Below are 4,347 nucleotides of genomic sequence, written 5' to 3'. Positions count from 1 at the left end.
CGCAAGGCCTACATGACCCGTTTCCGCCGCGATGGCGCCAGCGTGAGCAGCCTGCTCAGCGAGCGCGACGCCGCCTTCCGCGACTACCGCGAGCGCGGCGACGACAAGGGCTGAGCGTCACGCCGCGGCAGCGGGCCCGCTGCCGCCGGCGTACCCGGGCGCGCTGACGCCGCGGGGTGATGCCCCCGTCCTCAGACGTTCTCGCTGATCACCTGCCAGCGGCCGTCGCGGTGCTCCAGGCCGTGCACCGAGCCGAAGTCGATGCGGATGCCGCCGAAGCTCTTCAGCGGCTCGTCGCGCACCCGCTTGAGCAGGGTGAGGATCACCCCGGCATGGGTCACCAGCGCCACCGCCGGGCGCTGCGGGTCGGCTCGCTCGCCGCCGGGCGCCAGCGACTGCAGGGCCCGCCAGCCACGGTCTGCCAGCTCGGTGACGGTCTCGCCACCTGGCGGCCGCCAGCCGGCGATGTCATCGCGCCAGGCATCGATCTCCTCGCGTGGCAGCTCGCTCCAGGGGCGGCCCTCCCAGTGGCCGAAGTGCATCTCGGCCAGCAGCGGCTCGATCTCGGGCTGCGGCCAGGGTGAGCCGGCCAGGGCCTGCGCCACCCGCGCGCAGCGCGACAGCGGGCTGCTCAGCACCCGCAGCGGCGTGGGCCCGTGCTCGGTGTCGTGCAGGTCGCGCAGCCGCGCCACCACCTGCGCGAAGTGCGCGTCGTCGGTGCCGACATCGGTGCGTCCGTAGCAGGTGCCCTCGGGCACGGCCGGCTTGGGGTGGCGGATCAGCCAGACTCTCATGGTCACTCCATCGGTTCCAGGGGCGGCACCTCGATCGGGGTCGTGTCGCCGGCGGTCATCATCGCCAGCGCGCCGAGCAGGAAGGCGAGCTCGCTGATCTGCTGCACCGCGCCCAGGCAGTCGCCGGTGTACCCGCCCAGCCGGATGCGGATGCGCCGGCGCAGCCAGGCTGTGGCCAGCGCAGCGCAGCCCAGCCCTGACAGGAAAACCGCCCGTTCGCCGGTCCAGAGCGCGGCCAGCACGCAGGGCGCGAGCGCGATCGCGAAGGCCACCGCGCCATCGGCGGGCTTCAGCCCCTGGGCGATCGGCTTGGCGATTGCCTGACCCTGGTCGCGCAGGTAGGGCAGGGTGGCCATCACCGCCACCGAGCAGCCGCGCGAGGCCGCCGCCGCGCACACCAGCGACGCGCCCACCCAGCTCGGGTCGAGCGCGGCCAGGGTCTCGAATCGGCCAAGCAGCATCAGCACCAGCGCCGCGGCGCCGTAGGTGCCGATGCGCGAGTCCTTCATGATCTCCAGCAGGCGCTCGCGGTCGTGGTGGCCGCCCATCGCATCGCAGTAATCGGCCAGGCCGTCCTCGTGGAAGGCGCCGGTGAGCATCAGGCCGGCGGCCATCGCCACGGCCAGCGCCACGCCGTGCGGGAGCACCAGGCCGCAGGCGGCGTAGAGCACCGCGGTGAGGCTGGCCACCAGCACGCCCACCAGCGGGAAGTAGCGCGTGGCCGGGGCCAGCCAGCCCGGGTCCCAGCCCATCCAGCCGAGCAGGCTGCGCGGCACCGGCAGCCGCGAGTAGAACTGCATCGCGACCAGGAAGAGCCGCAGCTCGCGGGCCAGGTTCATGAGCGGTCCCTGGCGTGGACCGCATGGCCGGCGGGCGATGGCCGGCTCACGACTGGTGCTCCCGGCTGACACCGGCCTGCTCGAAGCTCGCCATCTCCACCAGCATGCGTGCTGCCGCGCGCAGCAGCGGCATGGCCAGCGCCGCGCCCGAGCCCTCGCCCAGACGCATGCCCAGGTCGAGCAGCGGCCTTGCCCCGAGCGCGGCCAGGGCGTGGGTGTGGCCGGGTTCGGCCGAGCGGTGCGCGAATACGCAGGCGCGCAGCACCCGCGGATCGCGCCGCCAGGCGACCAGCAGCGCCGCGGTGACCCCATAACCGTCGATCACCGCCACGCAGCGCTGGCGCGCGGCCTCCTCGATCGCACCGACCAGCATGGCGATCTCGTGGCCGCCGAGCGCGGCCAGCGCGGCTTCCGGCGTTCGCGCGTGGGCATGGCGCGCGAGCGCCCCCGCGATCACCGCCCGCTTGTGGGCCAGCCTCGTCGCATCCAGGCCGGTGCCCGGCCCCACGCACTGGTCGGCGTCCAGACCGAGCAGGTGCGCGGTGAGCGCGGCCGCGCAGGAAGTGTTGCCGATGCCCATCTCGCCCAGGCCGAGGGCTTGCGCGCCATGACGGGCGATTGCCGCGCGCGCTGCCGCCGCGCCCGCCTCGATGTGTGCCAGCGCCTGCGCCTCGGTCATGGCGGGCTCACGGGCAAAGTTGCCGGTGGGTCGGCCCACGCCGGCGTCGATCACCTCGAGCGCGATCTGGTTGGCGCGGCAAAAGACATTCACTGCCGCGCCGCCCGCGGCAAAGTTGGCGAGCATCTGACCGGTGACCTCGGCCGGGTAGGCCGACACGCCCTCGGCGACGATGCCATGGTCGCCGGCGAACACCAGCAGCGCGCTGCGCTCCACCTGCGGCCGCGGACTGCCCTGGCACATCGCGATCGCACGCGCCAGATCGGCCAGGCCAGCGAGCGCGCCAGCCGGCATGGTCTTGGCCGCGAGGGCGGCGTCGATCGCGTCGGCCAGAGCGGGGTCGTCGGGAGCGGGCAGGCTGGGCATCGGGGCGCGCGGCGGGGCGGGCAGACTCGGTCTCTCGGGCGCGCCGCGGCGCGTCGGTGGCGGCCCGGGGCTGTCGTAGAATCCGGCGCATCTTATCCGACCGCACGGCCCCGGCCGCCATCGCCCATGAGCACCCCCTCCGATTCCGCCGCGCTCGCCCTCGCCGGTCACCAGAAGGTGGCGATCCTCGCCGAGGCCATGCCCTACATCCGTCGCTTCCACGGCAAGACCATCGTCGTGAAGTACGGGGGCAACGCCATGACCGACGAGCAGCTCAAGCGCAGCTTCGCGCAGGATGTGGTCATGCTTCGTCTGGTCGGCATGAACCCGGTGGTGGTGCACGGCGGCGGCCCGCAGATCGAGCAGCTGCTCGCCAAGGTCGGCAAGAAGGGCGAGTTCGTGCAGGGCATGCGCGTGACCGATGCCGAGACCATGGACATCGTCGAGATGGTGCTTGCCGGCCAGGTCAACAAGGAGATCGTCGAGCTCATCAACCACGCCGGCGGCAAGGCGGTGGGCCTCACCGGCCAGGACGGCGGCCTGATCCGCGCGCGGCGCATGACCCTGAGCTCGCGCGAGCAGCCCGAGGCGCGCATCGACATCGGCCAGGTTGGCGAGATCGAGTCCATCGACCCCGATGTCATCCGCACCCTCGGCGCGAGCGGGTTCATTCCGGTGATCGCCCCGATCGGCTCGGGCCGCGATGGCGAGACCTACAACATCAATGCCGATGTGGTCGCCGGCAAGATCGCCGAAGTGCTCAAGGCCGAGAAGCTGGTGCTGCTCACCAACACCCCCGGCGTGCTCGACCAGAAGGGCAACCTGATCACCGGTCTCACCGCCCGCCAGATCGACGAGCTCTTTGCCGACGGCACCATCTCGGGCGGCATGCTGCCCAAGATCTCCTCGGCGCTCGACGCCGCCAAGGGCGGGGTGCACTCGGTGCACATCGTCGACGGCCGGGTCGACCACTGCGTGCTGCTCGAGATCCTCACCGATCTCGGGGTGGGCACGATGATCCGCTCGCACTGAGCGCGCCCCCCGCGTGCGCGCCGGTCCGCCGGTCTGGCTCCTCGACCTCGACAACACCCTGCACGACGCCGGCCGCGAGATCTTTCCGTGGATCAACATCGCGATGACCGAGTATGTGTCGCGCCGGCTCGCGCTACCGACCGATGAGGCCAGCGCCCTGCGGGTGCACTACTGGCGCCGCTATGGCGCCACGCTGCTCGGCCTGATCCGCCATCACCAGATCGATCCGCACGAGTTCCTGCGCGAGACCCACCCCTTCGGCGATCTTCACCGGCTGGTCGGCCGTGACCATGGGCTGCGCGACGCGCTGCGCCGGCTGCCCGGGCGCAAGCTGGTGGTCACCAACGGCCCGCGTGACTACGCCGCGGCGGTGCTGCGCCGGCTCGGCCTCACCCCGGTGCTCGACGGCCTGGTCAGCGTCGAGGACATGCGCTTTGCCGGCCGATGGCGGCCCAAGCCCTCGCGCCGCATGCTGCGGCTGATCATCGCGCGCCTGCGGGTGTCGCCAGCCCGCTGCGTGCTGGTCGAAGACTCGCCCGAGAACATCGCCAGCGCCCGCGCCCTGGGGCTGCGCACCGTGCTGGTGGCCGGGCACGGTCATCTCGGCACGCATCCGTCGCGCCGGCCGCGTGCCGGC

General features: G+C 72.7%; 5 protein-coding genes. 2 read left to right on the top strand and 3 right to left on the bottom strand.

Going from position 1 to position 4,347, the window contains the following annotated elements:
* Positions 1-191: 191 nt before the first annotated feature.
* Genes AC2H6A_RS18255 through cobT form a run of 3 tightly spaced genes read right to left on the bottom strand, consistent with a single transcriptional unit; the run spans position 192 to position 2,678 of the window.
* The gene (locus tag AC2H6A_RS18255) at positions 192-794 is read right to left on the bottom strand and encodes a histidine phosphatase family protein (RefSeq protein WP_484275145.1); all 603 of its coding nucleotides are present in this window, start codon (positions 792-794) and stop codon (positions 192-194) included.
* 2 nt (positions 795-796) lie between these two features.
* On the bottom strand, positions 797-1,633 hold the full coding sequence (cobS, locus tag AC2H6A_RS18250) for an adenosylcobinamide-GDP ribazoletransferase (protein WP_484275144.1): 837 nt from the start codon (positions 1,631-1,633) through the stop codon (positions 797-799).
* Between the two features lie 46 nt (positions 1,634-1,679).
* Positions 1,680-2,678 (bottom strand): nicotinate-nucleotide--dimethylbenzimidazole phosphoribosyltransferase, encoded by a 999-nt coding sequence (gene cobT / locus AC2H6A_RS18245; RefSeq protein ID WP_484275143.1) that lies wholly within the window; start codon positions 2,676-2,678, stop codon positions 1,680-1,682.
* A gap of 126 nt (positions 2,679-2,804) precedes the next feature.
* Here cobT and argB point away from each other — a divergent pair, with 126 nt between their 5' ends.
* Positions 2,805-3,710: an acetylglutamate kinase gene (gene argB, locus AC2H6A_RS18240; protein WP_484275142.1), complete on the top strand. Its 906-nt coding sequence runs from the start codon at positions 2,805-2,807 to the stop codon at positions 3,708-3,710.
* A 13-nt stretch (positions 3,711-3,723) separates the two neighbouring features.
* The coding region (locus AC2H6A_RS18235; RefSeq protein WP_484275141.1) for a pyrimidine 5'-nucleotidase at positions 3,724-4,347 on the top strand (624 nt) is incomplete at its 3' end.

The organism is Quisquiliibacterium sp., assembly GCF_982640115.1.
The sequence above is the reverse complement of the archived record's forward strand: the minus strand, read 5'-3'. Positions and strand labels throughout refer to the sequence as shown.

What these genes read in the sequence shown, in the direction of transcription:
- argB (WP_484275142.1), top strand. Translation starts at nt 2,805, where the DNA reads ATGAGCACCCCCTCCGATTCCGCCGCGCTCGCCCTCGCCGGTCACCAG.
- AC2H6A_RS18255 (WP_484275145.1), bottom strand. Translation starts at nt 794, where the DNA reads ATGAGAGTCTGGCTGATCCGCCACCCCAAGCCGGCCGTGCCCGAGGGC.
- cobS (WP_484275144.1), bottom strand. Translation starts at nt 1,633, where the DNA reads ATGAACCTGGCCCGCGAGCTGCGGCTCTTCCTGGTCGCGATGCAGTTC.
- cobT (WP_484275143.1), bottom strand. Translation starts at nt 2,678, where the DNA reads ATGCCCAGCCTGCCCGCTCCCGACGACCCCGCTCTGGCCGACGCGATC.